The 26,656-nt window shown below is 70.6% G+C and carries 22 protein-coding genes and 1 pseudogene; 9 read left to right on the forward strand and 14 right to left on the reverse strand.

The window, feature by feature from the left end; translation table 11 throughout:
* Positions 1-26: 26 nt before the first annotated feature.
* The 7 genes from OG714_RS09455 to OG714_RS09485 form a co-directional block, all read right to left on the reverse strand.
* Positions 27-818 carry an ABC transporter ATP-binding protein gene (locus tag OG714_RS09455; protein WP_406119878.1) on the reverse strand — a complete coding sequence of 264 codons (792 nt, stop codon included), beginning with the start codon at positions 816-818 and terminating at the stop codon, positions 27-29.
* On the reverse strand, positions 811-1,740 hold the full coding sequence (locus tag OG714_RS09460) for an ABC transporter permease (RefSeq protein WP_406119879.1): 930 nt from the start codon (positions 1,738-1,740) through the stop codon (positions 811-813). The genes OG714_RS09455 and OG714_RS09460 overlap by 8 nt, the downstream gene beginning before the upstream one ends.
* Positions 1,741-1,890: 150 nt before the next feature.
* Positions 1,891-2,763, reverse strand: coding sequence for a glycosyltransferase family 2 protein (locus OG714_RS09465; RefSeq protein WP_406131766.1), 873 nt, complete (start codon positions 2,761-2,763; stop codon positions 1,891-1,893).
* Between the two features lie 5 nt (positions 2,764-2,768).
* Positions 2,769-3,548, reverse strand: a complete 780-nt coding sequence (locus OG714_RS09470) for a CDP-alcohol phosphatidyltransferase family protein (RefSeq protein WP_406119880.1) — start codon at positions 3,546-3,548, stop codon at positions 2,769-2,771.
* Positions 3,526-4,587, reverse strand: coding sequence for an iron-containing alcohol dehydrogenase family protein (locus tag OG714_RS09475; protein WP_406119881.1), 1,062 nt, complete (start codon positions 4,585-4,587; stop codon positions 3,526-3,528). The genes OG714_RS09470 and OG714_RS09475 overlap by 23 nt, the downstream gene beginning before the upstream one ends.
* Positions 4,575-5,327 carry a sugar phosphate nucleotidyltransferase gene (locus tag OG714_RS09480; protein WP_406119882.1) on the reverse strand — a complete coding sequence of 251 codons (753 nt, stop codon included), beginning with the start codon at positions 5,325-5,327 and terminating at the stop codon, positions 4,575-4,577. The genes OG714_RS09475 and OG714_RS09480 overlap by 13 nt, the downstream gene beginning before the upstream one ends.
* Positions 5,324-7,108 (reverse strand): DUF5941 domain-containing protein, encoded by a 1,785-nt coding sequence (locus OG714_RS09485; protein ID WP_406119883.1) that lies wholly within the window; start codon positions 7,106-7,108, stop codon positions 5,324-5,326. The genes OG714_RS09480 and OG714_RS09485 overlap by 4 nt, the downstream gene beginning before the upstream one ends.
* 276 nt (positions 7,109-7,384) lie before the next feature.
* Between OG714_RS09485 and galE the strand changes: the two genes are divergently transcribed.
* The 3 genes from galE to idi all read left to right on the forward strand — a co-directional run bounded on the left by galE (position 7,385) and on the right by idi (position 10,224).
* On the forward strand, positions 7,385-8,356 hold the full coding sequence (gene galE / locus OG714_RS09490; RefSeq protein ID WP_406119884.1) for a UDP-glucose 4-epimerase GalE: 972 nt from the start codon (positions 7,385-7,387) through the stop codon (positions 8,354-8,356).
* 135 nt (positions 8,357-8,491) lie between these two features.
* Positions 8,492-9,430, forward strand: a complete 939-nt coding sequence (locus tag OG714_RS09495) for a cation diffusion facilitator family transporter (protein ID WP_406119885.1) — start codon at positions 8,492-8,494, stop codon at positions 9,428-9,430.
* Between the two features lie 200 nt (positions 9,431-9,630).
* Complete coding sequence (gene idi / locus OG714_RS09500) at positions 9,631-10,224, forward strand: isopentenyl-diphosphate Delta-isomerase (protein WP_398850139.1); 594 nt, start codon at positions 9,631-9,633, stop codon at positions 10,222-10,224.
* A gap of 9 nt (positions 10,225-10,233) precedes the next feature.
* Here the strand turns inward: idi and OG714_RS09505 are convergent, their stop codons facing one another.
* Positions 10,234-10,755: an ATP-binding protein gene (locus OG714_RS09505; RefSeq protein WP_406131767.1), complete on the reverse strand. Its 522-nt coding sequence runs from the start codon at positions 10,753-10,755 to the stop codon at positions 10,234-10,236.
* Between the two features lie 204 nt (positions 10,756-10,959).
* Between OG714_RS09505 and OG714_RS09510 the strand changes: the two genes are divergently transcribed.
* Positions 10,960-11,733 (forward strand): enoyl-CoA hydratase/isomerase family protein, encoded by a 774-nt coding sequence (locus OG714_RS09510; protein ID WP_406119886.1) that lies wholly within the window; start codon positions 10,960-10,962, stop codon positions 11,731-11,733.
* On the opposite strand, the gene OG714_RS09515 is transcribed toward OG714_RS09510, so the two are convergent.
* Together OG714_RS09515 and OG714_RS09520 are read right to left on the reverse strand one after the other, a co-directional pair.
* Positions 11,720-12,355 carry a DJ-1/PfpI family protein gene (locus OG714_RS09515; RefSeq protein WP_406119887.1) on the reverse strand — a complete coding sequence of 212 codons (636 nt, stop codon included), beginning with the start codon at positions 12,353-12,355 and terminating at the stop codon, positions 11,720-11,722. The genes OG714_RS09510 and OG714_RS09515 overlap by 14 nt on opposite strands.
* Positions 12,356-12,568: 213 nt before the next feature.
* Positions 12,569-13,540, reverse strand: coding sequence for a GlxA family transcriptional regulator (locus OG714_RS09520; protein ID WP_406119888.1), 972 nt, complete (start codon positions 13,538-13,540; stop codon positions 12,569-12,571).
* Between the two features lie 113 nt (positions 13,541-13,653).
* On the opposite strand from OG714_RS09520, the gene OG714_RS09525 reads away from it, so the two are divergent.
* The 3 genes and pseudogenes from OG714_RS09525 to OG714_RS09535 all read left to right on the forward strand — a co-directional run bounded on the left by OG714_RS09525 (position 13,654) and on the right by OG714_RS09535 (position 17,742).
* On the forward strand, positions 13,654-14,523 hold the full coding sequence (locus tag OG714_RS09525; RefSeq protein WP_406119889.1) for an SCO6745 family protein: 870 nt from the start codon (positions 13,654-13,656) through the stop codon (positions 14,521-14,523).
* A gap of 93 nt (positions 14,524-14,616) precedes the next feature.
* Complete coding sequence (locus OG714_RS09530; protein WP_406119890.1) at positions 14,617-17,010, forward strand: Tex family protein; 2,394 nt, start codon at positions 14,617-14,619, stop codon at positions 17,008-17,010.
* 135 nt (positions 17,011-17,145) lie between these two features.
* Positions 17,146-17,742: pseudogene (locus tag OG714_RS09535) on the forward strand (DinB family protein).
* Between the two features lie 16 nt (positions 17,743-17,758).
* On the opposite strand, the gene OG714_RS09540 reads toward OG714_RS09535, so the two are convergent.
* Both OG714_RS09540 and OG714_RS09545 read right to left on the reverse strand, forming a co-directional pair.
* Positions 17,759-19,402 (reverse strand): ABC-F family ATP-binding cassette domain-containing protein, encoded by a 1,644-nt coding sequence (locus OG714_RS09540; protein WP_406119891.1) that lies wholly within the window; start codon positions 19,400-19,402, stop codon positions 17,759-17,761.
* 70 nt (positions 19,403-19,472) lie between these two features.
* On the reverse strand, positions 19,473-20,498 hold the full coding sequence (locus OG714_RS09545) for an oxidoreductase (RefSeq protein WP_406119892.1): 1,026 nt from the start codon (positions 20,496-20,498) through the stop codon (positions 19,473-19,475).
* A gap of 66 nt (positions 20,499-20,564) precedes the next feature.
* Here OG714_RS09545 and OG714_RS09550 point away from each other — a divergent pair, with 66 nt between their 5' ends.
* A complete protein-coding gene (locus tag OG714_RS09550) occupies positions 20,565-21,524 on the forward strand; it encodes an FAD-dependent oxidoreductase (RefSeq protein ID WP_406119893.1) in 960 nt (319 codons plus the stop codon).
* Positions 21,525-21,609: 85 nt separating this feature from the next.
* Here OG714_RS09550 and OG714_RS09555 read toward each other — a convergent pair whose 3' ends face one another.
* The gene (locus OG714_RS09555; protein ID WP_406119894.1) at positions 21,610-23,559 is read right to left on the reverse strand and encodes a Xaa-Pro dipeptidyl-peptidase; all 1,950 of its coding nucleotides are present in this window, start codon (positions 23,557-23,559) and stop codon (positions 21,610-21,612) included.
* A gap of 232 nt (positions 23,560-23,791) precedes the next feature.
* Here OG714_RS09555 and OG714_RS09560 point away from each other — a divergent pair, with 232 nt between their 5' ends.
* Positions 23,792-25,291 carry a M1 family metallopeptidase gene (locus OG714_RS09560; RefSeq protein WP_406119895.1) on the forward strand — a complete coding sequence of 500 codons (1,500 nt, stop codon included), beginning with the start codon at positions 23,792-23,794 and terminating at the stop codon, positions 25,289-25,291.
* An 89-nt stretch (positions 25,292-25,380) separates the two neighbouring features.
* On the opposite strand, the gene OG714_RS09565 is transcribed toward OG714_RS09560, so the two are convergent.
* The gene (locus tag OG714_RS09565) at positions 25,381-26,610 is read right to left on the reverse strand and encodes an erythromycin esterase family protein (protein ID WP_406119896.1); all 1,230 of its coding nucleotides are present in this window, start codon (positions 26,608-26,610) and stop codon (positions 25,381-25,383) included.
* Positions 26,611-26,656 lie beyond the last annotated feature (46 nt).

The raw sequence follows: 26,656 nt of genomic DNA on the forward strand, positions 1-26,656 counted from the left end.
GGCTTTTGCGCCCGTATGCGGGTGGACTACTTGCCCGTGAACTTCTCGTACTCCTTGAGAACCTCGTCGGTCGGGCCGTCCATCCGCAGTTCGCCGCGTTCCAGCCACAGCACCCGGTCACAGGTGTCGCGGATCGACTTGTTGTTGTGACTGACGAGAAACACCGTGCCCGCGGACTTGCGCAGCTCGCGGATGCGCTCCTCGGAGCGGACCTGGAACTTGCGGTCGCCGGTGGCCAGCGCCTCGTCGATCATCAGGACGTCGTGGTCCTTCGCCGCCGCGATGGAGAAGCGCAGCCTCGCCGCCATGCCGGAGGAGTAGGTGCGCATCGGGAGGGTGATGAAGTCGCCCTTCTCGTTGATGCCGGAGAAGTCGACGATGTCCTGGTAGCGCTCCCTGACCTGCTCGCGGCTCATGCCCATGGCGAGTCCGCCCAGGATGACGTTGCGCTCGCCGGTGAGGTCGTTCATCAGGGCCGCGTTCACGCCCAGCAGCGAGGGCTGGCCGTTGGTGTAGACGCGGCCCTTCTCGGCCGGGAGCAGGCCGGCGATGGCGCGCAGCAGGGTCGACTTGCCGGAGCCGTTCGAGCCGATCAGGCCGACGGCCTCGCCGCGGTAGGCGACGAAGGAGACGCCCTTGACGGCGTGCACCTTGCGCACCCCGCGCTCCTCGCCGCGCTTGACTATGCGGCTGAGGGCGGAGGTGGCACTGCCCTTGCCGGTCTTGGCGCCGTGCACGCGGTAGACGATGTGCAGCTCGTCCGCGATGACGGTGGGGACCAGGTCCCGGGGGGTCTGCTCGACGTTCTGCTCAGCCACGGCCGTACCGCTCCTCCGCCTGCCAGAAATACACGAAGCCGCCGACGAACAGGACCACGGCCCAGAAGGCGGCGATGGCCCACACGTGCGGCGGCAGGTTCGAGGAGCCGTAGCCGTCGATGATCGCGAAGCGCATCAGGTCCATGTAGACGGCGGCCGGGTTCACCTGGAGCACGCGGATGAACACCTCGGAGCGGCCCTCCATCATCGTGCTGATGGAGAACATGACGCCCGACGCGTACATCCAGGTGCGCAGGATGAACGGCATCAGCTGGGCGAGGTCCGGGGTCTTGGCGCCCATCCGCGCCACGATCAGCGCGAGCCCGGTGTTGAAGAGGAACTGCAGCACCAGCACCGGGAGGATCAGCAGCCAGGACAGGCTGGGGTAGCTGCCGAAGCCGACGACGATGATGAACAGCACGACCATCGAGAACAGCAGTTGCTGGAGCTGCTGGAGCGCGAAGGAGATCGGCAGCGAGGCGCGCGGGAAGTGCAGCGCGCGCACCAGGCCGAGGTTGCCGGAGATCGCGCGGACGCCCGCCATGATCGAGCTCTGCGTGAAGGTGAACACGAACACGCCGGTGACCAGGAACGGGATGTACACGTCCCGGGACATGCCGCGGCTGGCCTTCAGGATGACGCCGAAGATGAAGAAGTACACGGCCGCGTTCAGCAGCGGCGTGGCCACCTGCCAGAGCTGGCCGAGCTTCGCCTGGCTGTACTGGGCCGTCAGCTTCGCCTGGGAGAAGGCGAGGATGAAGTGACGGCGTCCCCAGAGCTGGCGGACGTACTCGGCGAGTCCGGGGCGGGCACCGCTGACCGTCAGCCCGTACTTGGCGGACAGTTGTGCCGCCGTGAGGCCTTCGTCGGGCGACGGACGCGGGCTCACCGCGACTCCGCCGTCATGCGTTGTCTCACTCAAGGGTGGATGCCTTCATCTTCGGATTCGTCTTACGACTGTCTTGCGTTCGTCTTACGGAATTGTGCTACAGGACGCGACACGTATCCGCCGCGGGATACGTTCCGAGGGGTCGTCCGCGCGGCCGGCGCGCGGTGGCGCACCCCGAGCTTGTCAGATGACCGGAGGACGGCCCAGCCGAGTCAGGCGCCACACCGTACGCCACCGCATGGGCCGGCGCGGTCCGCACGGAGTGGTCCAGCCCTCCTTGAACCCGCCGAACCAGGCCTGGAGCGCCGGGCGCGAGGGACGGCGCAGGAGGGTGAGCAGCAGCCACACCCCGAGATAGACGGGGACGAGGGGTGCGGGGAGGTTGCGGCGGGCCAGCCAGACCCGGTTGCGGGCGACCATGCGGTGGTACACCGCGTGCCGCGAGGGCGCGGTCGTCGGGTGGTACAGCACCATGTCGGACCGGTAGTCGATCATCCAGCCCGCATCCAGGGCCCGCCAGGCGAGGTCGGTCTCCTCATGGGCGTAGAAGAACTCGTCCGGGAGTCCGCCGACCTCGGCGAAGACCCTCGTGCGGACGGCGTTGGCGCCGCCGAGGAAGGTGGTGACCCGGGAGGAGCGCATCGGGTCGGAGGCGCGCAGCCGCGGCACGTGGCGGCGCTGGGTGACGCCGGTCTCCGGGTCGGCGATACGGAAGCTGATGATGCCGAGTTCGGGGTCGGCGGCGAAGGCCTGCCGGCACAGCTCGGCGGTGTCGTGCTGGGCGAGGAGCCCGTCGTCGTCGAGGAACATCACTATGTCGACATCGCGACCGCCCGGTCCGAAGGCGTCCAGGCCGATGTTGCGGCCACCGGGGATGCCCAGGTTCTCGGGCAGTTCGACGGTCCGGACGCCCTCGGGGACGTCCGGTACGGGCGAGCCGTTGCCGACGACGACCGCCTCGACCCGGTCGCCGTCCTGCTTGGCGACCGAGTCGAGCAACGCCCGTAGTTGGTCGGGGCGGTTGCCCATGGTGATGATCACCGCGCCGACCTTCATGCCGCTCACTTCAGCCTGCTCGACGCGAGGATCGACACCAGGTGCAGCAGGGTCTGGAGCAGCGCGATGCCGGCCAGGACGGCGACGCCGAGCCGCGAGTAGAACAGGTCGCCGCGCATCTGGTCCACGATCGCGAGGACCAGGATCAGCAGGGACGCCTCGATGCCGAGGATCAGCCGGTGGAACTTGAAGGCGGCGGCGGCCCGGCGGGCCAGCGCCATCCCGGAGGACCGCATCTCGGCCGCGGACTCCTGCACCGGTTCCTTGCCGGTCTGGTGCCGGGCGACGCCGACCAGGTCGGTCTCGGCCTTGATGAGGATCGCGCCGAGCGCGGCCAGCGTCCCGAGGAACGCCCACAGCCAGTCGATACGGCCGCTGCCCCACAGGTCGGCGGCGCGCAGCCCGAAGCCGACGAGGACCGCCGCGTCGGTGAGGTAGGCGCCGACCCGGTCGAGGTAGACCCCTGCAAGGGAGTACTGCTTGCGCCAGCGGGCGATCTCGCCGTCGACGCAGTCCAGCAGCAGGTACATCTGGACGCACACCACGCCGAGTACGGCGCCCGTGATCCCCGGCACCAGCAGCGCCGGGGCGGCGAGCACGCCGAAGACGGTCATCAGGTACGTGAGCTGGTTGGGCGAGACCCTGGTGTTCACCAGGTAGCGGTCCACCCGCAGGGACACCTCACGCATGTAGAGGCGTCCCATCCAGTGCTCACCGCTGCGCCGGTCCTTCACCCCTGCGGGGTGGACGACGGGACGGAGTTCAGCTACCGATGGCCTTGACATAGTCGGCGTAGTTGTCCTTGATCTGGTCGGTTTTCAGGTCGAGGTGTTCGAGGATGGTGTAGCGGCCGGGGCGGGTCTCCGGAGCGAACTCCACGGCGCGGACGAACTCGTCCACCGTGAAGCCGATCTCCTCGGGCAGCACCGGCAGTCCGTGCCGGCGCAACACCTCGGCCATGTACACCGATTCCTCGTGGGCTCCGCGCAGGTACATCGCGAAGGCCGCGCCCAGTCCGCACTGCTCGCCGTGGGCGGCCGCGCGTTTGGGGAAGAGCAGGTCGAAGGCGTGGTTGATCTCGTGGCAGGACCCGGAGGCGGGACGTGAGTCGCCCGAGATCGACATCGCGACACCGGTGAGGACCAGCGCCTCGGCGAGCACCTGGAGGAAGGCACCGTCCTCTATGCCGCCGGGATGCCGGAGCACCGCTTCGCCCGCCTGCCGGGCCATGGCGGCGGCGAGGCCGTCGATCTTCTCGCCGTTGACGCGGTTGGACAGTTCCCAGTCCGCGATCGCGTTGATGTTGGAGATCGCGTCACCGATACCGGCCCGCACGAAGCGCGCCGGTGCCTCCCGGATGACGTCCAGGTCGATGACGACCGCGATCGGGTTCGGCACGCCGTACGAGCCGCGGCCCGCGTCGTTGTCGAGGGTGGCGACGGGCGAGCACAGGCCGTCGTGCGCGAGGTTCGTCGGTACGGCGACCAGGGGCAGGCCGATGCGCGCCGCGGCGAACTTGGCGCAGTCGATGATCTTGCCGCCGCCGAGGCCCACGACCGCGTCGTAGTGACCGGCCTTCATGTCGCCGGCCAGCTGGATCGCGTCGTCGAGGGTGCCGCCGCCGACCTCGTACCAGGTGGCGCCGGGCAGGCTGGGTTCGAGGCGCGCGCGCAGCCGGGCACCGGAGCCTCCGCTGACCGCGACGGCGAGCCGGCCGGAGTGCGAGATGCGCTGGTCGGCGAGGACGCAGGCCAGGTCGTCGAGGGCACCCGGGCGGATGTCGACGACGACCGGCGAGGGAATCAGCCGGGTCAGTACAGGCACGCGATCTCCCGCCCCTTGGCCAGATCGTCGTGGTTGTCGATCTCGACCCACTTGACGTCGCCGATCGGGGCCACGTCGATCCGGAAGCCGCGGTTGACCAGTTCCTGGTAGCCGTGCTCGTAGAACTGCTGCGGGTCGGTCTCCCACACGGTCTTGAGCGCGTCGGCCAGTTCCAGGGTGGCGTCGCCCTCGATGAGAGTGACGCCGATGTACTCGCCGGTGGCCTCGGCGGGGTCCATCAGCTTGGTGATCTTCGTCATGCCCTTGGCGGGGTCGACGACGACCTTCATCTCCTCGTCGGCGAGGGACTTGACGGTGTCCAGCGCGAGGATGATCTTCTTGCCCTCGCCGCGCGCCGCGAGGAGCGTCCGCTCGACGGAGACCGGGTGGACGGTGTCGCCGTTGGCGAGGATCACGCCGTCCTTGAGGGCGTCACGTCCGCACCACAGGGAGTAGGCGTTGTTCCACTCCTCGGCCTTGTCGTTGTCGATGAGGGTGAGCTTGAGGCCGTACTTCTGCTCCAGGGCCGCCTTGCGCTCGTACACGGCTTCCTTGCGGTAGCCGACGATGATCGCGACCTCGGTCAGACCGATCTCGGCGAAGTTGCCGAGGGTGAGGTCCAGGACCGTGGGTTCGCCCTCTATGCCCGCGGGCCCCACCGGCACCAGAGCCTTGGGAAGGCTGTCGGTGTAGGGGCGCAGACGCCGTCCGGCGCCGGCCGCCAGCACGAGGCCGATCATGCGGGTTCTCCTTCATCGTGTACGGCGGGCGCCCCTGCGGACACCCAGAAGCGGATGCTCTCGAAGAGCACCAGCAGGGCCACGGCCACGGCGAGGGCCGTGAGCGCGACCGTGAACTGCGACGCGGTGAGCGCGGCGGCGAGAACGGTGACGAGCAGCGTCCGCCCCTCGTGCCCCCCGATGGCGCGCACCAGCCAGGCCGGGGACGCCCCGGCGTTGCCGCGGATGCGGTACACCGTGTCGTAGTGATGGTAGGCGACGGCGGCCACCAGGCCGAAAGCCGCCGGAAGCGCTCCGTTCACCTCCGCTTGGGCCGCGAGGATCAGGACGGTGCAGTATTCGGCCGCCCGGAAGAGCGGGGGGACCAGCCAGTCGAGGGAACCCTTGAGAGGGCGGTACAGGGCCTGGCCGGCGGCGACCGCGTAGACGAAGGCGCCCGCCACGGGGGCCCAGGTCACACCGGAGAAGAGGGACACGGCGAGGACGGCGGTGCCCGCGAGGGCGATCAGGAGCGGTGCGCCGAAGCGGCCGGGGCTCACCCGGGCCACCAGGGACGCGAGCGGTCCGTTGTCCGCGAGGTCCGCCAGCGCCTGTGCCGCCCGGTCCGTCCGCTTCGCCTTGCGGGTCAGTGAGCGCAGCACCCGGCCCGCCGTCGTGTACGTCGCCGCGAAGGCGCAGCCGACGAGGAGGACGTAGAAGGTGATCCGGGGGGTCGTCGCGGCCGTGAGGACGGCGATCATCGCCCATCGTTCGCCGATGGGCAGAACTATCATCCGGCGCACCCAGACCGTCCAGCCGACGCTGTCGAGCTTGTCGGAGAGGGCTGCGGTGGGACTGGTGTTGGCGGTGGCGTCGTGGTTGGCCTCGTTGAACGAGAAGTCCACGACGTGTCGGCAGGTCTGCAGGATCATCGCGCCCAGCGCGAGCGCCCACACGTCGTCGCCGCCCCGGGCCGCGCCGAGCGCGAGGCCGGCGTAGTAGGCGTACTCCTTGGCGCGGTCGAAGGTGGCGTCGAGCCAGGCGCCGAGCGTCGAGTACTGCAGGGCGTAGCGGGCGATCTGTCCGTCGACGCAGTCGAGGACGAAGGAGAAGAGGAGCAGCACGCCGGCCACGACGTAGCCGCCGCGGGTGCCGGTGGCCGCGCTGCCCGCCGCGATCAGCGCGGTGAGCAGGGAAGCGGTGGTGACCTGGTTCGGGGTGAGGCCGCGGCGGGCGCACCAGCGCGCGATGTAGCGGGAGTACGGGCTGATGAAGTGCGTGGTGAAGAAGCCGTCGCGGGACTTCACGGCCGACTTCAGGCGGACGGCCTCGTCGTCGACGGCGGCCACGGCCTGACGTGCCTCGTTGCGGGCCTGCGGGTCGGCGGGGACGGTGGCGACGAGGCTGCCCAGCTCGGGGCGGTGCACGTCGCAGCCGTCGGCGTCGAGCGCGGTGACGATGCGGTCGGCGAGGTTGTCGAGGAGGGTCGTGCCGGTGCTCGCCGAGTTCTCGCGGGCGACCGCACGGGTCAGTGCCTGCCGGCCGGTGGGCTGGGCGGTGACGGCGCCCGGTACCGCGGCGAGCGGGAAGCGGGGGTCCGTGAGGCCGAGGCGCAGCGCGTGCGGGTGGCCCACGAAGCGGGCGTCCACGACGGCGACCCGCTGGTCACCGGGGACGGCCGCGAGGAGCGTCTCCGCCTCGGTGGCGTCGGTGGCGGTCCGGACGTCGAAGCCGAGCGACCGCAGATCGGTCTCGATCGACGATCCGGGGACCGGCTGACCGGTGAGGATGGCGGTCGACAACCGAACTCACTCCCTGGGTGCCGACGCTCGGGCGCCGGTCATGTGCATGGTGGTGGCGCCCTACGGGTGGCACCCGGGCGGCATGTCGGCAGAGGCTATCGGATGCTCTCAAGCCCGTGTTCACCGGCCGTTCATGGGCTGATCAACAGGGTCTGAGGCGCCTCCGCCGAGATCATCATCGGGGATTCGGGCCCCGCCCGACAAACCGCACCTGCCAGACCGGGCATCGCGGGACATTGCGGAGGCCCACTCCGCAACGGCATAGGGTCGATGCCCATGACATGGCTGATCACCGGCGGAGCCGGATACATCGGGGCCCATGTGGCGCGGGCGATGGCGGACGCCGGGGAGCGGGTCGTCGCCCTCGACGACCTCTCGGCGGGAAACCCCTCGCGCCTCCCGACGACCGTGCCGCTCGTCCACGGTTCCTCCCTGGACGGCGACCTCCTGAAGCGGGTGTTCGCCGAGCACCAGGTGACCGGGGTCGTGCATCTCGCGGCGCGCAAGCAGGTCGCCGAGTCCGTGGCGCAGCCGACGCGCTACTACCGGGAGAACGTGGGCGGCCTGGCGACCCTCCTGGACGCGGTCGCCGGCGCGGGCATCGAACGGTTCGTGTTCTCGTCCTCGGCGGCGGTCTACGGCGACCCGGGCGTCGACCTGATCACCGAGGACACCCCGTGCGCGCCGGTGAACCCGTACGGCGAGACCAAGCTCACCGGTGAGTGGCTGGTCCGGGCGGCGGGCGCGGCGCACGGCATCGACACGGTGTGCCTGCGCTACTTCAACGTGGCGGGCGCCGCCGCCCCCGAACTGGCCGACACGGGTGTCTTCAACATCGTCCCCATGGTCTTCGACCGGCTCACCCGCGACGAGGCCCCGCGGATCTTCGGCGACGACTATCCGACCCCGGACGGCACCTGCGTCCGCGACTACATCCATGTCGCCGACCTCGCCGAGGCGCACCTGACGGCGGCACGGCGACTGTCCGACGGCGGCGCGAGCGGCGACCTGACGGTCAACATCGGCCGCGGGCAAGGGGTTTCGGTCCGCGAGCTGGTCACGGTGATCGGTGAGGTCACCGGCGACCGGCGGCCGGCCGTCGTCGAGGGACGCCGTCCCGGCGACGCCCCGCGGGCGGTCGCCTCCGCCGAGCGGGCCGCCGCAGAGCTGGGGTGGACGGCTCGGCGTGGGGTGCGGGAGATGGTCGAGTCGGCGTGGCAAGGGTGGCGGCTGCACCACGCCATGTGAACTTAGGCTGCCCTGACCTGCGATTTGTTTACGCAGGTCAGGGCACATGACAACGGTGTTCAGTGCCGCGTTGCCCGATACCCCCCACCCGTAGTTCACTGGGGTCCCGGTCAGTAATCAGGAGGGCGGCGTTTCATGGGGGCAGGGCACGACCACGGGCACTCGCACGGCGCTCCCGTCACCGGTACGGCGGCGGCCGCGTACCAGGGCAGGCTGCGGGTCGCGCTGGGGATCACGATCACCGTGATGGTGGTCGAGGTCGTCGGCGGACTGCTCGCGGACTCCCTCGCGCTCATCGCGGACGCGGCCCACATGGCGACCGACGCGCTGGGCCTCGGCATGGCGCTGCTCGCGATCCACTTCGCGAACCGCCCGGCGACCGGCAACCGCACCTTCGGCTACGCCCGCGCGGAGATCCTCGCCGCGCTCGCCAACTGCCTGCTGCTGCTCGGCGTCGGCGGCTACGTCCTGTACGAGGCGGTCCAGCGGTTCGTCACGCCGGCCGACACCGAGGGCGGGCTGACCATCGTGTTCGGTCTGATCGGCCTGGTCGCGAACATGATCTCCCTCACGCTGCTGGTGCGCGGCCAGAAGGAGAGCCTGAACGTGCGGGGCGCGTTCCTGGAGGTCGCCGCGGACGCGCTGGGCTCCCTCGCGGTGATCATCTCGGCCGTGGTGATCCTGACCACGGGCTGGCAGGCGGCCGACCCGATCGCCTCGCTCGCCATCGGCCTGATGATCGTGCCGCGCACCCTGAAGCTGCTGCGCGAGACCCTCGACGTACTGCTGGAGTCGGCCCCCAAGGACGTCGACATGCAGGACGTACGCACCCACATCCTGGCCCTGGACGGGGTCGAGGACGTCCACGATCTGCACGCCTGGACGATCACCTCGGGCATGCCGGTGCTCTCCGCGCACGTGGTCGTCCGCTCGGACGTGCTGAACGCCATCGGCAACGAGAAGATCCTCCACGAACTCCAGGGCTGCCTCGGCGACCACTTCGACGTGGAGCACTGCACCTTCCAGCTGGAGCCCGGCGGGCACGCGGAGCACGAGGCGAAGCTCTGCCACTGACGGCTGACCGAAGCCGACGGAATCCGAGGGAAATCGACCGGTCCGGACGGAACGCAACCGTCCGGCGTACACCCATGTCCACACTCGCGCGACCCCGCCCCCCGGACGGTTCCGCCGTCGCCGCGCCGGGCACGATGAACTGCCGGGAGTGCCGGATCCGTACGGCAGACTTGGCTCGAGGACCGATGTGAAGGATGGGTATGCCGACCACACCTGCCACCGCGACGCACAACTCGTCGAACGGCACCGCTGACGCGATCTTGCTCGAACTGGTCGACGAGAGCGGCGTGACGATCGGCACCGCCGAGAAGCTCACCGCCCATCAGCCGCCGGGGCAGCTGCACCGCGCCTTCTCCGTCTTCCTCTTCGACGAGCAGGGCCGGCTGCTGCTCCAGCAGCGGGCGCTCGGCAAGTACCACTCCCCCGGTGTGTGGTCCAACACCTGCTGCGGTCACCCCTACCCGGGCGAGGCGCCCTTCGCGGCGGCGGCCCGGCGGACGTACGAGGAGCTGGGGGTGTCCCCGTCGCTGCTCGCCGAGGCGGGCACGGTGCGCTACAACCACCCGGACCCGGACTCGGGCCTGGTGGAGCAGGAGTACAACCACCTGTTCGTCGGCATGGTGCAGTCGCCGCTGCGGCCGGACCCGGAGGAGGTGGGCACGACCGCGTTCGTGACGCCCGCCGAGCTGACCGAGCGGCACGCGAAGGACACCTTCTCGTCCTGGTTCATGACGGTGCTGGACGCGGCCCGTCCGGCGGTCAGGGAGCTGACGGGCCCGTCCGCGGGCTGGTGACCTCCTCGCCTACGGCACCTGCGCGGGCTTAAGCGGCAGGGCGGCCCAGATCACCTTGCCGCCGCTCGCGGTGTGCTCGACGTCGCAGACGCCGCCCGCCTCCCGGGTCACCTCGCGCACCAGGAGCAGCCCCCGGCCGCCGGTCTCGTCGTGGTCGGCCACCAGGGCGGTCGGGCGGTAGGGGTGGTTGTCCTCGACGGACACCCGCACCCACTCGGCACCGACGGCGATCTCCACGGCGAGCGTCGGCGACAGCAATACCGCGTGCCTGACCACGTTGGTGACCAGCTCGGAGACGATCAGCAACAGCCCCTGCAACAGGTCGTCCGAGAGGGGCACGCCCTGCCGGAAGAGCAGGTCCCGTACGGCGTGTCGCGCCTGCGGGACGGAGGCGTCGACGGCGGAGGCGGTGAACCGCCAGACTCCCTCGTACGGCAGCGGATCCGGCGGGGCGGGGACGGGGACGGGATCCGGGGGATCGTCTCTGCCGCCTTCTGGGCGTGGGCCTGACCCACGCCCGTGGTTCTCCATCGTCCGGTCGCCACCCTTGCGCTCGATTGTCACCACACGACGAGTGTTGGCATCGACCCGCGCCACCCCGGATGACTGAACAGAAGTCAGCAGGTATCGGACGCTTTCCGATCGTTGCTGCATGGCCCGGTCGACTGTGGGACCGCCCCTGTTCCTCTGATGCCGACTTCGCGAACTCTTCGGGTTGTACGTAGCATCCGGCCCATGGAGCCCCGCCTGCTGCACGACGTCGCCGACTCGGTCGCCACCGTCGTCGTCCACCACCCCGGCAAGCGCAACGCGATGACCGCCGAGATGTGGCGCTCGCTGCCGCCGCTGCTCGACACCCTGGCCGCCGATCCGGGCGTACGGGCGCTCGTACTGACCGGTGAGGGCGGGACGTTCTGTGCCGGGGCCGACATCTCGACGCTGCGGGGGTCGGCGGGTGAGGCGCAGGGGCTGGCGGTGCTCGCGGAGGAGGCGCTCGCGGCGTTCCCGAAGCCCACGCTGGCGGCGATCCGGGGGCATTGCGTGGGCGGTGGGGCGCAGTTGGCGGCGGCCTGTGATCTGCGGTTCGCCGAGGAGGGCGCGCTGTTCGGGGTGACTCCGGCGAAGCTCGGGATCGTGTATCCGGCGTCCGCCACCCGGCGGCTGGTGTCGCTGGTGGGTCCGGGGGCCGCCAAGTACCTGCTGTTCTCGGGAGAGTTGATCGACGCGGAGCGGGCGCTGCGCACCGGGTTCGTCGACGAGCTGCTGCCCGAGGGCGAACTCACCAAGCGGGTCGCGGAGTTCACCCGGGTGCTGGTCTCCCGCTCGCAGTTGACGCAGGCCGCGGCGAAGGAGTTCGCCAACGGCCGTACGGACAGGGACGGTTACTGGGCCGAGCAGGTGCGCGGCAGTGGCGACACCGCGGAGGGCGTCGCCGCGTTCCTGGAGCGCCGGGCACCGCGCTTCACCTGGACTGCGTCAGGCACTGTTTCAGGGACTACTTCAGGATGAAGCGGCTGCTCGCGCGGAACTTCTCGACGAGGTGCGCGGGCGCCTTCTGCGGGGACCCCGCGTCGTAGGGCGGTTGCGGGTCGTACTCGGTCAACAGCTGTACGGCCTGGGCGTGTTCGTCGCCCGCGATCCGGCCGAGCAGGGTGAGGCCCATGTCGATGCCGGAGGAGACGCCGGCCGCGGTGACGTACTTGCCGTCGGTCACCACCCGCTCCCCCGTGGGTTCGACGCCGAAGTTCTTCAGGTGGTCCAGGGCGAGCCAGTGGGAGGTCGCGCGACGGCCCCGGAGGAGTCCGGCGGCGGCCAGCAGCAGGGAGCCCGTGCACACCGAGGTCGTCCAGGTGGTCGTGGCGTCGGCGGTGCGCAGCCAGTCCAGGAGGGTCTCGTTCTCCATCTGCGGGGTCTGGCCGGGGCCGCCCGGGACGACCACGATGTCGGGGGTCGGCACGTCGGCGAGGGTGCGGTCGGCGACGAGCGCCAGGTTTCCGGTCTCGTTGCGGACGGGGCCGGTCCGTTCGGCGACGAAGACGGTTTCCGAGTCGGGGAGGCGGCCGAGGGTCTCGTAGGGGCCGACGGCGTCCAGGGCGGTGAAGCGGTCGAAGAGGACGATGGCGATCTGCATGGGGGCCTTTCGTGTTCGGTGGGTGCTGGATGCGGTTCAGGTGGTTCGGTGGTTCGTTCGCTGCAGGTCGACGGGGGCTGGTCGCGCAGTTCCCCGCGCCCCTAAAAGGGGCGCTGCCCGCGGGCGTTGGGCAAGAAGTGGCGGGACGCCCCGGAGAGCTCTCGGCGTTCGGCAAGCGGAGGTCGCCGGTGCGCCGGGGATGCCCTTCAGCCTTCAGCGGGCGGGTGTCGCCCGGGCGCTCGGTGCCGGGTGGAAGCGGCGGCGGTACTCGGCCGGGGCCGCGCCGAGGGTCTTGAGGAAGGCGCGGCGCATGGTCTCGGGGGTGCCGTAGCCGCTGGCGCGGGAGATCTCCTCGATGCCGTCGGCGGTGTCCTCCAGGAGGCGCCGGGCGTGTTCGAGGCGGACGCGGTCGACGTAGCGGCCGGGCGTCGTGCCGGTCTCGGCCTGGAAGGCGCGGGCGAAGTGGCGGGGCGAGAGGCGGGCGCGGGTTGCGAGGGAGTCGACGCTCAGGTCCTCGCCGGGGTGCTCGGTGATCCACTGCTGGACCTCGCGGAGGGGCTCCCGCTGGGCCGTCTGGGCGGCTAGCTGGGCGCTGAACTGGGCCTGGTTCCCCGGCCGGCGCAGGAACACGACCAGGTGGCGGGCGATGGTCAGCGCCGTGTCCCGGCCCAGGTCCTCCTCGACCAGGGCGAGGGCGAGATCGATGCCGGAGGTGACACCGGCCGAGGTGGAGACGGGCCCGTCCCGGACGTAGATCGGGTCCGGGTCGACCTCGACGGCGGGATGGTCGCGGGCGAGTTTCGCGCAGTACGCCCAGTGCGTGGTGGCCCGGCGGCCGTCCAGGAGGCCCGCCTCGGCGAGCAGGATCGCCCCGGTGCACACGGAGACCAGTCGCTCCGCGCGCGGCCCGTGTGCGCGCAGCCAGTCGGTCACACGCGGGTCGGGGGCACGTGTCCCCGGGCCGCCGGGGACGAGGAGCGTGTGCGGGGCGGGCGCGGCGGCGAGGGTCGAGTCCGGTACGACGGTCAGGCCGCTGGAGGTGCGCACCGAACCGCCGTCCAGGGAGGCCGTACGGATGCGATAGGCGCCCGGGGCCTGCTTCTCGGCGCCCGCGAAGACCTCCACGGGGCCGGTGATGTCGAGGCTCTGGACGTCGTCGAAGAGGACCACCAGGACGGTTCGCATACCGTCGATTCTTCGCGCTCAGCGGGATGGCCGCAATGACGGGTACCCCACCTTTCCTGCCATCCGGCGCCCACCCCTGGAGCCCGTACCGACCAGTCGGTAACGTGGCCGTCATGACTACTGCCGCCGTCGATCACCGTGCCGGGCGCCGCTGCTACAACGCGCTCAACTCCCTGCACTCCACGCTCTACTTCTCGCCCGACCTGGGGAGGGAGGTGTCGGCTCTCGGAGTCAAGGACTCCCAGGCCATCAACTTCGCCGTACGGGCGGCCGCGATGGGGCCGGTCGGGCCGGGCACGGTGATGGCCACGTTCTACAACTACAAGTACGACCTCGTGGCCCGGCATGTGCCCGCCGTGTGGGAGATCGTCTCCCCGGAGCAGGTCCTGCACGCACGCGCGCGTGCCGTCGACGCGACCCTGCGGCGCCTGTTGGGCGACGACGCGGTGGCGTCGGAGGAGATGGCGGAGGCGGCGCGGCTGGCGCTGCGGGCCACCGAGGCGTGTGCGCGCCCCGCCCGGCCCCTGTACGCCGCGCACGCCGATCTGCCGCTCCCCGAGGAGCCGCACCTCGCCTACTTCCACGCGGCCACGCTGCTGCGCGAACACCGCGGCGACGGCCACCTGGCCGTGCTGCTGTCCGCCGGACTCGACGGCCTGGAGGCCGTGGTCACCCACACCGCGACCGGCAAGGGCATGACCCCGAAGTGGGTGTTCGGCACGCGCGGGTGGAACCAGGAGGAGTGGGACGCCGCATCGGGACGGCTCCGGGAGCGCGGGCTGCTCGACGGGGAGGGCGAGTTGACGGAGGCCGGGGTCGCGCTGCGCGCCGAGATCGAGGCGGAGACCGACCGGCTGGACCGGGCACCGTACGAGCACCTGGGCGCCGAAGGGGTCGCACGTCTGACCGAACTGGCGACCGGATTCGCACGGCTCGCGCTCGCCGCCGGGGCGTTTCCTCGGGATCTGCTCGGCAAGAGCTAGTCGTCGGACCCGCAGGGCAGCGCCCTGATCCCCGGTTGTCGGTGTCACCTGCCACAATTGCCGCGCAACCTCAGTGGAGAAGGCGGTACGGGCGTGACGACACCCCTCGTAGGGTCCATCGAAGGCAGGATCGCCGAGGAGCTCGGCGTACGGGAGCGGCAGGTGAAGGCTGCCGTCGAGCTGCTCGACGGCGGTTCGACGGTGCCCTTCATCGCCCGCTACCGCAAGGAAGCGACCGAGATGCTCGACGACGCGCAGCTGCGCACGCTCGAGGAACGGTTGCGCTATCTGCGGGAGTTGGAGGAGCGGCGGACCGCGATCCTCGAATCGGTGCGTGAGCAGGGCAAGCTCACCGGGGAGTTGGAGGCGCAGATCCGGGCCGCCGAGACCAAGGCGCGTCTTGAGGACATCTACCTGCCCTTCAAGCCCAAGCGGCGGACGAAGGCCCAGATCGCGCGCGAGGCCGGTCTGGAGCCGCTCGCGGAGGGGCTGTTGGGCGACCCGTCCGTGGAACCGCTGGCCGCGGCCGCCGCGTTTGTCGACGCCGACAAGGGCGTCGCCGATCCGCAGGCCGCCCTCGACGGCGCCCGGGCGATCCTCACCGAGCGGTTCTCGGAGGACGCCGACCTGATCGGCGAGCTGCGTGAGCGGATGTGGGGGCGCGGGCGCCTCGCCGCGAAGGTGCGGGACGGCAAGGAGGAGGCGGGCGCCAAGTTCGCCGACTACTTCGACTTCTCGGAGCCGTTCACCGCGCTGCCCTCGCACCGCATCCTCGCGATGCTGCGCGGCGAGAAGGAGGACGTCCTCGATCTCGTCCTGGAGCCCGAGGAGGCCACCGAGGGGCCCTCTTCCTACGAGGGGATGGTCGCCCACCGCTTCCAGGTCCTCGACCGGGGCCGTCCCGGCGACAAGTGGCTTCAGGACACGGTCCGTTGGGCCTGGCGCACCCGCATCCTCGTGCACCTCGGCATCGACCTGCGGCTGCGGCTGCGTACGGCCGCCGAGGACGAGGCGGTCAACGTCTTCGCCTCGAACCTGCGCGACCTGCTGCTCGCCGCACCGGCCGGCACGCGCGCGACGCTGGGCCTGGACCCCGGTTTCCGTACGGGCGTGAAGGTGGCCGTCGTCGACGCGACCGGCAAGGTCGTCGCCACGGACGTGATCTACCCGCACGTCCCGGCCAACAAGTGGGACGACGCCCTCGCCAAGCTGGCCCGCCTCTCCGCGCGGCACTCGGTCGAACTGATCGCGATCGGCAACGGCACGGCGTCCCGCGAGACCGACAAGCTCGCCGGTGAACTCATCACCAAGCACCCGGAGTTGAACCTCACCAAAGTGATGGTGTCCGAGGCCGGCGCGTCCGTGTACTCGGCGTCCGCGTTCGCCTCGGCGGAACTGCCCGACATGGACGTGTCGTTGCGCGGTGCCGTCTCCATCGCGCGCCGACTCCAGGACCCCCTCGCGGAGTTGGTGAAGATCGACCCCAAGTCGATCGGTGTCGGCCAGTACCAGCACGACCTGTCCGAGGTGAAGCTGTCGCGTTCGCTGGACGCGGTGGTCGAGGACTGTGTGAACGGCGTCGGCGTGGACGTCAACACGGCCTCCGCGCCGCTGCTTTCACGCGTCTCCGGCATCACGTCCGGCCTCGCCGAGAACATCGTGTCGCACCGCGATGCCAACGGCCCCTTCAAGTCGCGTACGCAGCTGAAGAACGTGGCGCGGCTCGGCCCGAAGGCGTACGAGCAGTGCGCGGGCTTCCTGCGCATCCGGGGTGGCGACGACCCTCTCGACTCGTCCAGCGTGCACCCGGAGGCGTATCCGGTGGTGCGGCGGATGGTGAAGACGGCGGGCAGCGAGGTGGCGTCGCTGATCGGCAACACGTCGGTGCTGCGCTCGCTGAAGCCGACCGAGTTCGTGGACGAGACGTTCGGTCTGCCGACGGTGACCGACATCCTCAAGGAGCTGGAGAAGCCGGGGCGCGACCCTCGTCCCGCGTTCAAGACGGCCACGTTCAAGGACGGCGTCGAGAAGATCTCCGACCTCACCCCCGGGATGGTTCTGGAGGGTGTCGTCACGAACGTCGCCGCGTTCGGGGCGTTCATCGACGTCGGTGTGCACCAGGACGGTCTGGCGCACGTCTCCGCGCTGTCGAAGACGTTCGTCAAGGACCCGCGGGACGTGGTGAAGCCGGGTGACATCGTCAAGGTGAAGGTCCTCGACGTGGACATCCCCCGGAAGCGGATCTCGTTGACGCTGCGGCTCGACGACGAGGCGGTGGCCTCCGGCGGGGAGCGGCGACAGCAGGGTGGGGGTGGCGAGCGTCGGCAGCAGGGCGGTGGGCGTCCGCCGCAGCAGCGCCAGCAGCAGCGGCAGGGCGGTCAGGGGGGTGGATCGCGGCAGGCGGCTCCGCCGCCGGGTAACAGTGCGATGGCTGATGCTCTGCGGAAGGCGGGGTTGTTGGACCCGGGCAAGAAGGGCAAGCGCTGACGGGTGTGACGGTCAGGTAGTGGGGCGCTGCGGGTCCGTTGTGGCTGGTCGCGCAGTTCCCCGCGCCCCTGGGGGGGTGGGCGCTCAGCGGCGGAAATGGGTGGACGTGGATCATCTCGCCGACAGACTGGGCGCATGATCTCACCGGACTTCAAAGCCGACCTGCGCGTCTTTCTTCAGGACCCCGTGACGCACTGCTGTGGAAGCTCGAAGGGCTGTCGGAGTACGACATCCGACGGCCGGTGACGCCGACCGGGACCAATCTGCTGGGACTGGTCAAGCATCTGGCCGGGGCCGAGGCGTTCTACTTCGGGACGGTGTTCGGGCGGCCGGTCGACGGGCCGGAGTTGTGGATCGCGGGGGACGCCGAGCCGAACGCGGATCTGCGCGCACTCGCACGCGACGATCGAGGCGCTGCCTCTGGACGCGGTCGGCCGTATGCCCGGTGAAGGCGGCAACGAACTCACCCTGCACCGCACCCTCGTCCACATGCCCTACGAGACGTCCCGCCACGCAGGCCACGCCGACGTCGTACGCGAACTCGTCGACGGGGCGACGGGTCAGCGCGTCGGGGGCACCAACATGGCTCCTGGTGAAGCGAGTTGGTGGGAGGAGCACCGGAACCGGGTGGAGCGCGCCGCGAAAGCGGCCGAGCGTCTCAACTCCGGTGCGAACAGCACCCCTTCAGGGGCGCGGGGAACTGCGCGACCAGCCACAACGGACCCGCGGTGAACGAACAACGCAAACCTCACCGTTGCTCCGTCACCTTCCCGTCCGCCACCTCCAACCGCCGAGTCACCTGAACCGCGTCCAGCATCCGCCGATCATGGGTCACCAACAGCAGCGTGCCCTCGTACGCATCGAGCGCCGACTCCAACTGCTCGATGGCAGGCAGGTCGAGGTGGTTGGTCGGCTCGTCCAGGACGAGGAGGTTGACGCCCCGGCCCTGGAGGAGCGCCAGAGCAGAACGGGTGCGCTCACCCGGTGACAGGGTCCCGGCCGGACGCATCACGTGGTGCGCCTTGAGCCCGAACTTGGCCAGCAGCGTGCGGACTTCTGCGGGCTCGGTGTCCGGGACCGCCGCGCAGAACGCGTCGAGCAGGGACTCCGTGCCGTGGAACAGCTGCCGGGCCTGGTCGACCTCGCCGACCAGGACGCCCGAGCCGAGCGTCGCGTGCCCCGCGTCCAACGGGATACGCCCGAGCAGCGCGCCGAGCAGCGTCGACTTGCCCGCACCGTTCGCACCGGTCACCGCGACCCGGTCCGCCCAGTCGATCTGGAGGGACACCGGCCCAAAACCGAAGTCGCCCCGCCGTACCTCCGCGTCCCGCAGCGTCGCGACGACCGCGCCCGAGCGCGGCGCGGACGCGATCTCCATCCGCAGCTCCCACTCCTTGCGGGGCTCGTCGACGACATCGAGGCGTTCGATCATCCGCTGGGTCTGCCGCGCCTTCGCCGCCTGCTTCTCGCTCGCCTCGCTGCGGAACTTGCGGCCGATCTTGTCGTTGTCGTTGTTCGCCTTGCGGCGGGCGTTCTTGACGCCCTTGTCCATCCAGCCGCGCTGCATCTGCGCGCGGTCCTGGAGGGCGGAGCGCTTGTCGGCGTACTCCTCGAAGTCGTCGCGGGCGTGCCGGCGGGCCACGTCCCGCTCCTCCAGGTACGCGTCGTAGCCGCCGCCGTAGAGGTTGATCTGGTTCTGGGCCAGGTCGAGTTCGAGGACCTTGGTGACCGTGCGGGTGAGGAACTCGCGGTCGTGCGACACGACGACCGTGCCGGCGCGCAGGCCGGAGACGAAGCGTTCGAGGCGCTCCAGGCCGTCGAGGTCCAGGTCGTTGGTGGGCTCGTCGAGGAGGAAGACGTCGTAGCGGGAGAGGAGGAGGGAGGCCAGGCCCGCGCGTGCCGCCTGGCCGCCGGACAGGGACGTCATCGGCTGGTCGAGGTCGATGGCGAGGCCGAGTGTGTCGGCGATCTCCTCGGCCCGCTCGTCGAGGTCGGCGCCGCCGAGGTCGAGCCAGCGCTCCAGGCTCGCCGAGTACGCGTCGTCGGCGCCGGGTGCGCCGTCCACCAGGGCCTGGGTGGCCTCGTCCATCGTGCGTTGCGCCTCGGCGACTCCCGTACGGCGAGCGAGGAACGCGCGCACGCTCTCGCCCGGGCGCCGGTCCGGCTCCTGCGGGAGGTGTCCTACGGTCGCCGCCGGCGGGGAGAGGCGCAGTTCGCCCTCCTCGGGAGCGAGGAGCCCGGCGAGCATCCTGAGCAGGGTGGACTTGCCCGCGCCGTTGGCACCGACAAGGCCGATCACATCGCCGGGGGCGACGACGAGGTCGAGCCCGGTGAAGAGGGCGCGGTCGCCGTGTCCGGCGGCGAGATTCTTGGCGACGAGAGTGGCAGTCATCAGACCGCCGATCCTAATCGGTCCCCTTCGCCGTCCGCGCCGCGGTTTTCTCCCGTCCGCGCCGCCGTTCTCAGCGCGCCATCGCCTCCACCAGCACGCTTCCCGTGGTCCGGGCCACGACGAAGGACTCGCCCTTCACCGCCTTCGCGTCGAGGGCGATGCGGTGGCGGCCGGGTTCCAGGACGCCGTCGAAGAGATCCTGGGCGCGGCCGCGGTTGAGGCGGTCGAGCCGGTACGCGGTGAGGCGCACCCGGCACGGTGAGGTGACCTCGATGCCCGCCTCGCCGTCGGCGGCGACCAGCCGGGTCAGCCGGTGCTGGCCGGCGGGGCGGCGGTCCAGGGCGTGTTCGATCTGGGCGACGAGGAGCGGGACGATGGGGGCGAGGCCGTCGACGTACGCCACGTCGACCCCGGCACGGTCGAACGCGGCCTGTACGGCGGCCCGTTCGGCCTGGGTGACGGCCCGGCCGAAGGCTACGGCGCCGTAGCCGCGGAGTTCGTCGGCGGGGACGTGGGTCGCGTCGCCGGTGATGTCGGCGCCGATGCCGATGGCGCGCAGGGCGGCGGCGAGCTTGGCGAGGATGGCGACGCGGGCGCCGATCAGCAGGACACGGCGTTTGGCGACCGGGGGCTCGGTGCCGTCGATGAGGGAGTCGAGGGCCGCGCGGTACTCGGCTCCGGCGAACCGGAAGGGCCCCAGGCCGTGGTAGCCGTTGCGCTCCAGGTCGGCGTGTTCGTCGGTCTGCCAGGCGAAGTCGCGCCAGATGTAGTCGGCGCCGTCCTGCTGGATGACGGCGGTGACGGCACCGCAGGCCAGGTCCTCGCACTCGGGGCAGCCGTAGATGACGTAGCGGCCGCCCTTCAGGGGTGGGTCCGTCTCCAGGAGGAGGCTGCGGACCTGGGCGGTGAAGATCGCGGGTGGTACGTCGGAGGCGAGCGGGGAGACGGCGTCCAGGTCGGTGAGCTGGAACAGCAGCGGGCGGCCGTCGACGATGAAGTCGACGAAGTCGCGGTGCACCTGGTAGCCGCCGTCCGCGAGGACTTCACCGGCACGCATCGCCGGTGCCAGGCCGAAGGCCGCGTATTCGGCAGACATGCTGTGAGTATCCCCAGATCGAGGCGGATGTGAGCACGGCATGACATATTCCGCTAGCGTCCGCGCATGGAGAGCGGTGTGCGTGGCGATGTGATCGTGGTCGGCGGGGGCGTCATCGGACTGACGACGGCCGTCGTGCTGGCGGAGCGTGGTGCCCGGGTACGGGTGTGGACGCGGGAGCCTGTCGAGCTGACGACCTCGGCGGTCGCCGGCGCGCTGTGGTGGCCGTACCGGATCGAGCCGGAGGCGCTCGTCGGTGAGTGGGCGCTCCAATCGCTCGTCGTGTACGAGGAGTTGGCGGCGCGGCCCGAGGAGACGGGCGTACGCCTGGTCGAGGGCGTACAGGGCGAGACGCGGCTGGACGAGCTGGGGCCGTGGGCGGCCCGGGTGCCGGGGCTGCGGGAGGCGCGGGCCGAGGAGTACGCGGGCGGCGGGCTGTGGGCACGGTTGCCGCTGATCGACATGCCGGCCCATCTGCCGTGGCTGCGGGGGCGGTTCCTGAAGGCGGGCGGGACCGTCGAGGAGCAGTCGGTGGTGGATCTCGCGGAGGTGCCGGCGGCCGTCGTGGTCAACTGCACGGGGCTGGACTCCATGGACCTCGTGCCCGATCCCTCGGTACGGCCGGTGCGCGGGCAGTTGGTCGTCGTGGAGAACCCGGGGATCACGACCTGGCTGACGTCGGTCGACCACTCGGCGGACACGTCCACGTACTTCTTCCCGCAGCCGGGCGGGCTCATCCTGGGCGGCACGGCCGAGGAGGACGCCTGGTCCATGACACCCGACCCCGCGACCGCCGAGGCGATCGTCGCCCGCTGCGCGGCGATCCGCCCGGAGATCGCCGGGGCGCGTGTACTGGAGCACCGGGTGGGCCTGCGGCCGACGCGGCCCTCGGTGCGGCTGGAGCGTGAAGTACTGCCGGACGGACGGGTGTTGGTGCACAACTACGGCCATGGCGGGGCGGGGATCACGGTGGCGTGGGGGTGTGCGCGGGAGGCCGCGGGGTTGGTGGAGGCGGGCGCTGCCTGAGGAGTCCGGCCGCCACCGGGACCCACCCGACGAGGGCGGCGGAGCCCGGTCGCTCCGCCGCCCCCGTCGAGCCGTTGACCGACGGTCAGTTGCCCGGTACCCGGTGTGCGGAACGGGGCGACCGTACGCCGTCGAGGGTCGTGGCCGCTGGTGTCGCGGCTCCGGCGCCCGCCGTGGCCTTCGCGAACGCCGACGCACCGCCGACGAGCGGGAGTTGGGCCGAGGTGCGGGACAGGTTCAGGGCGAGGGTCGGGGTGGTGGACGGCGGATCGATGAGGTCCTTGTCCGTGCCCGCGACGATCAGGGCGAGGCGGTGTCCGGCCGGGACGACGTGGTCGGTCGCCGCCAGGTCGAGGGTGATGGTGTACGCCTTGCCCGGGGTGAGCGGTACGCCCTTCGTCGCGGAGGCGTAGTTGCCGAGGTCGGCCCAGCCGCGGCTGACCACGTTGTAGTCAACAGCCTTGGTCTTGGCCTGGGTTGCCAGGAAGCAGGCGCTGTCGCCGGCCGTGCTCTCGCCCCAGCAGGTGCGGTCGGTGAGCGTGGTGATGCCCTCGGCGGAGTCCGCGTAGTCACGGATGGTGTCGGGGCCGACGTCGACAAGTACGGCCGAGAGATGGGCCGTTGACGTGGTGGGTGTCGCGGTGACCGTCACCTTCGAGGAGCCCGACAGACGCAGGTCCTTCGTGAGCGGCCCGGTGACGAAACCGGCCTTGTCCGCCGTCGACCTGTCGATCGCCGCGGCCCAATCGGTCTCGCTCTCCTGCGGGTTGTCCGTGAACGTCTCGGTGCCCGCGCCCGCGTGCAGGCCGAGCGTGCCCACGCCCGCCTGGGTGCCCTGCGCCGGGTGGAGGGTGGTCGTCGCGGTGCCGCGGGGCGGCCAGGTCGCCGACGTGACCCACTGGTCCGGGTGCCGTTCGACGTCGGCCATCGGCCGGCGGTCGATTCCGTTGTCGTAGCCGAGGAGTTCGTGGTCGAACCAGCGGTGCAGGGTGTCCACGAAGGCGGCGCGGCGGTAGTCGAAGGGGTCGACGTGGCCGGTCTGGGAGAGCCAGATCTTGCGCTCGACGCCGTTCTTGGCGAGGGCGTCCCACCACTGGCCGAAGTTCTTGGTGCGGACGTTGAGGTCCTGCATGCCGTGCACGAGGAAGACGCTGGCCTTGACCTTGCTCGCGTCCTTGACGTAGTCGCGCTCGGTCCAGAACGGCGTCCAGTCGCCGGTGCGCGGGGCTCCGTCGACGATCTTCTGCTGGACGGCGGCGCACTTGGCCTGTGCGTCGGGGCTGTCGACGTAGCCGGAGAGCCAGTCGGGGCCGGAGTCGTAGAGCGGGGCGCCCTTGGCGAAGTAGTAGTCGTACCAGGAGGAGATGGCGCTGATCGGGACGATCGTCTTCAGGCCCTTCACACCGGTGGCGGCGACGCCGTTGGCGATGGTGCCGTCCCAGCTCTTGCCGATCATTCCGGTCTTGCCGTTGGTCCAACTCGCTTGTGTGCGTGCGGTTCCGGTGCGGGTGGTGTACGCCTTGGCGCGTCCGTTGAGCCAGTCGACGACGGCCTTCGCGGACTGGATGTCGGAGCGGCCGCCGACGTCGACGCAGCCGTCGGAGCGGTTGGTGCCGGCGAGGTCGACGCCGACGAAGGCGTAGCCGCGGGGCACGAAGTAGTTGTCGTAGAAGAGCGGCATCTGGACAACGTTGCCGCCCGCGTCGTACGTCTTGAGCTGGCTCTCGTTGCCGCGTCCGCAGCAGGAGTAGTAGGGGCTGGCGTCCATGATGACGGGGACTTTGCGGCCCTGTCGGGCGGGTTCGCTCGGGCGGACGATGTCGACGGCGACCCGGTCGGTCTTTCCGTCGCCGTCGCCGTCGAGTCCGGTGTCCACCCAGACGGCCTCGCGGATGGCCTTCGCGTAGGAGTAGACCGGTTGGCTCTCCTGCGGGGCGCTCTGGGCCGCTGTCGGGGTGAGGAAGGCGGCCAGGAGGGCGGCGATCGCCGCGGTCGCGAGCGATCTCCAGATCGTGAAGCGCGTGCGTTTCGGCATGCGCGGACGGTACATCGGTCAACTCCCGTGCTGGAAGAGGCACTCGGGGTCGTTCGGGGTCATGACGGCCGAATGGCGATCGTGTGACAGGAGGGGCCGTGGACAGGCGAGGGGCCACAGGGAGTGAATAGCCTTTGGACAGACTTCGTGGACCGACCCCTACGGCTCTTCGACCTTCGTGGACCCCCACGGCTCTTCGACTCCTCGTGGAGCCCTACGACTTGGAGTTCTCGTGCACCGCAGAATCATCGCGCCGGGCGCCCTCGCGGCGGCCTCCCTCATGCTGGCGATCCCGGCGTCGGCGGCAAGCTACTCCCCCGGCGCTCCGGGCATCGGCGACCCCTACTACCCGGCCTACGGCAACGGCGGATACGACGTCTCGCACTACGACCTCAGGCTCCAATACCAGCCCGCGACCGACGAGTTGGCGGGCACGGCGACGATCCTCGCGCAGACCACGCAGGACCTGTCCCGCTTCGACCTCGACTTCCTGCTCGACGTGAGCGAGATCCGGGTCAACGGCGCCAAGGCGACGTTCGCGACCTCCGGCCAGCACGAGCTGGAGATCACCCCGAAGACGCCGCTGCCGAAGGGCACGCCGATCACGGTCGTGGTCCGCTACAGCGGGGTGCCGTCCACGAAGAGCGCGTACGGCTTCACCACGTGGCACCGCACCCCGGACGGCGCGGTCGCGGCGGACGAGCCCGAGTCCGCGTGGTGGTGGTTCCCGAGCAACGACCACCCCAGCGACAAGGCGACCTACGACGTGTCGGTGGCCGTACCGAACGGCACCCAGGCCATCTCCAACGGCACACTCCAGTCGACGAGTTCACAACTCGGCTGGACCCGCTACAACTGGCGCCAGAACAAGCCGCAGGCCACCTATCTGGCCACGCTCGCGCTCGGCAGGTTCGACATCACGACCAGCACTTCGGAGGGCGGCGTCCCCGTCATCAACGCCTACAGCAAGGACCTCGGCGACAACGACGGGTCCGCGCGGGCGAGCGTCGAGCGCACCGGGGAGATCGTCGACTGGCTGAGCGGCTACTTCGGCAAATATCCGTTCAGTACGGCTGGTGGCTATGTGCCCAACACGACCACCGGGTACGCCCTGGAGACCCAGACCCGCGTCTACTACAGCCAGAAGCAGTTCGCGAACGGCGCCAACACCTCTGTCGTCGTCCATGAGTTGGCCCACCAGTGGTACGGCGACGACGTGTCCCTGAAGGGCTGGAAGGACATCTGGATCAACGAGGGCTTCGCGCGGTACGCGCAATGGCTCTGGTCGGAGCACGAGGGCGAGGGCACCACCCAGCAACTCGCCGACTACGTCTACGCCTCGCACCCGGCGGACGACGCGTTCTGGACGATCGCGCCGGGCGACCCGGGCGCGGACAACCAGTTCGAACTCCCCGTGTACGACCGGGGCGCGCTGGCCATCCAGGCGCTGCGCAACGAGGTCGGCGACGACGCGTTCTTCGCGATCCTGAAGGGCTGGCCGAAGGAGCACGCGTACGGCAACGCGTCCGTCGCGGACTTCCGGGCCTACGCCGAGCAGGTCTCCGGCAAGCCGCTGTCCGCGCTCTTCGACACCTGGCTGTTCCAGCCGACGAAGCCGGCGGCATCGGCGGCGCGGAGCGCGTCCATCGCGAGGGCGTCGGCGGACGCGGCTCCGGTGCGGCCGAAGTCGTGGAAGAAGATCGCGGCGACGAACGACGTGCACGGGGGCTGACAGGTCGGGCGGGTGAGTGGGCGGGTGGCTCGGGGAAGCGGTTCTCCCGGGCCACCCGCGTTCACGGACTCGGGCCGTACCGGTCCCGGTCAGTCGTTGCCGGACACCGAAGGGGTCAGGTCCCGCCCGGTGTCCTTGACGAACACGATCCCGTCGTTTCCGGCCAAGTGCGCGGGGTCCAGCGGCGCGTAGCCGTACCAAGGGGACACGCGAGGTGCGGGCGTCGTACCGGCGAACGCGGCGGCGAGTCGGCGCGGGTCGACGAGGCAACGCTCCTGCGGGAGCGCGTACAGCAGCCCCTCGACGGTGTCCGGTGGCGGGGCGTCGACCCCTTGGTGGCGGATCGTGCCGAGGGCCGTGGCCAGGAAGGCGTACTCCTCGCCCATGTGGGCGTCGACGATCGCGCCGGCGCTCCACCACTCCAGCGGCAGGCCGCCCATCCGCATCGTGCTCCGGTGCCGCTGGAGGTGGCCGTTGTGGGCGTTCACCAGCGTCGGGCTCCGTTCGGCGACGGCGAGCAGGTTCGCGGCCATCATCGAGTCCCGCAGGGCGACCAGCCGCGCCATGCGGCTCGGTGACGGGTCGGCCATCGAGGCGTGGTAGCGCAGCAGCCCGACCGCGGTACGGCCGTACAGGCGCGCGCGGTGCCACTCGTCCGGTGTGGACGTGGCGACCAGGTGTGGCGTCTGCGCGTCGAGCAGAGCCACCAAGTCATCGGCCAGCAAGCGGAGTTGCCTGGCGTCGGGGGTCTGTCCTACGGACCGGGCCGGGTCCGTCATCGCGGCGGGGTCGGTCCACCGGTCGTCGGCGCCGAGGAGATCGTCGAGTGTTTCCGCCGTGCAGGGAAGGAGGGCTGCGTCGACCTTGGCGGTGAGGTACGTATGGAGTGCGGTGAGGGCCTGCCGCGGGCTCGCGGCGCCGGTGATCTCCAGCGGGCCGTCGAAACCGGCGAACCGCACCCGCTCGGACTCGGACCGGCCGTCGTTGAACGCGCGCATCCAGCGCACCAGTTCGCGGTTGGCCGGGAAGACGCCCCACTCGTGGCTGAAGCCGCGCTCCATGACCTCGTCGAGGGTGCCTGTGCCCGAGGTGACGTGGTCGTCCACGACCAGGCCCATCAGGCAGTCGCTCTCCAGGGCGATCGTCCGGTAGCCCTCCTGCTCGACGAGGTGGCGGAAGAGCTCGTTCCGTACGTCGAGCAGAACGTCCTCTCCGTGGGTGGGCTCGCCCAGGGCGAGCAGTCGTGGCCTGGTCGGCAGCAATCCCATGACGGCAGCGGGGTCGACGGCGTGCACCGCATCTGTGATACCGGGAGTCATACCTTCAAAGCTATCGTTGAACCAACGGTTGAAACTTTTCGTCGAC

Source organism: Streptomyces sp. NBC_00989, assembly GCF_045162655.1.
Lineage (GTDB): Bacteria > Actinomycetota > Actinomycetes > Streptomycetales > Streptomycetaceae > Streptomyces.